The organism is Craurococcus roseus, assembly GCF_039523795.1.
Taxonomy (GTDB): Bacteria; Pseudomonadota; Alphaproteobacteria; order Acetobacterales; family Acetobacteraceae; genus Craurococcus; species Craurococcus roseus.
The window spans coordinates 1-1,201 of record NZ_BAAAFZ010000027.1 but is presented as its reverse complement, the minus strand read 5'-3'; the positions used below and the strand labels follow the sequence as shown (position 1 = coordinate 1,201).

Below are 1,201 nucleotides of genomic sequence, written 5' to 3'. Positions count from 1 at the left end.
GGCCGCGGGCGCGCCGGCGGTCCGCCGCCTCGGCCGGGCCGACATGCCGGCCGTGGAGCGCCACCTGCTGGCGCTCGGCCCGGCGGACCGGCGCAAACGCTTCCTGCTGCCCGCGGACGACGCGGCCATCGGCGCCTTTGTCGCGCGGCTCGACCCCGGGCGCGCGGTGGTCGTCGGCGCCATGGCTCCGGACGGTCCCGCGGTCGGCGTCGCGGAAGCGCGCCCGGTGGCGGGCATGGCGCGGGGGACGGTGGAGGTGGCGGTCTCGGTTCACCCTTACCACCGGCGCGAAGGGATCGGGCGCCGCCTCGTCGCGCGCGCCGTGTCGATCGCCTTCGCCGAGGGCGCCGACGCGGCGGTGCTCCTGTTCGCGCCGGAGAACCGGGCGATGGCCCGGCTGGCGGACGCGCTCGGGGCGCGCTCCACCGCATTGGGCGGGGCGCTGCTCGTCGAAGCGACGCTGGACCGCCGGGGCGGGGCGGCGTTGGCCGCTTGAGGGCCGCGTCAAGCGGCGCGCCCCGGCGGCGGGCCGTCGATGACGCGCAGCCCCGGCCAGCGGCGGAGCCAGTCCTTCTCGGCGATCCGGCGGTCAAAGGCTTCCCGCTTGGCGGAGTTTGTCGCGCAGGCGGGCGTCGGCCTGACGATGCCGGCGAGCAGGTCGTTCGCACCCCAAGGCGCCGCCACCTCCACCGCGCCTGTCGAGGCGTCGAGCCGCGCCGCGACGGCCGTCGCCGTGTCCGGCCAGCGCGCCACCGCGTCGAGGGTGCCGGCGTAGGGCGGGTCGCCGTTCCGCTCCGCCATCCGTGCCTGGTTGCGCACTGACCACGGGACGCCAGGGCGGATCGCGCGGAGGCGCGCCTCCAAAGCCGCGTCCTCCTCGGCGGAAGCGCGGGCGGGGTCGAACCAGACCACGTCCACGTCGCCCGGCGGGTTCGTGCCGAAGGGCAGGCCGTGCACCGCGTCCCACAGCGCGTTCCGGACGAATCCGGCGCCGATCCAGGCGTCCGGGAGGGCGAGCGCCGCCACGGCCGCGAGGGAGTCGCGCAGCGCCGGCGCCGCGCCGAGAAAGGCGGCGAGGCCGGCGGCGTCGCGGATGGCGGGCGCCGGCGGGGGCGGCATCAGGCCGGCTCCATCCGGCGGGAGATGATTAAATTCCTGTGAATTCACTCTCTCGTAATCCCTGTGCCCTGCGGGTGGTGCC

2 protein-coding genes are annotated in these 1,201 nt (G+C 77.2%); one reads left to right on the top strand and one right to left on the bottom strand.

The window, feature by feature from the left end; all coding sequences use genetic code 11:
* Nucleotides 1-496 (top strand): GNAT family N-acetyltransferase (locus tag ABD067_RS10945; RefSeq protein WP_343895324.1); only part of this gene is annotated, 496 nt, incomplete at its 5' end.
* A gap of 8 nt (nucleotides 497-504) precedes the next feature.
* Here the strand turns inward: ABD067_RS10945 and ABD067_RS10940 are convergent.
* Nucleotides 505-1,119: a nucleotidyltransferase family protein gene (locus tag ABD067_RS10940; RefSeq protein ID WP_343895323.1), complete on the bottom strand. Its 615-nt coding sequence runs from the start codon at nucleotides 1,117-1,119 to the stop codon at nucleotides 505-507.
* Between the last annotated feature and the right edge of the window lie 82 nt (nucleotides 1,120-1,201).

Bases quoted from the DNA above. Each gene is read 5' to 3' on its own strand.
- ABD067_RS10940 (WP_343895323.1), bottom strand. From the start codon at position 1,119: ATGCCGCCCCCGCCGGCGCCCGCCATCCGCGACGCCGCCGGCCTCGCC.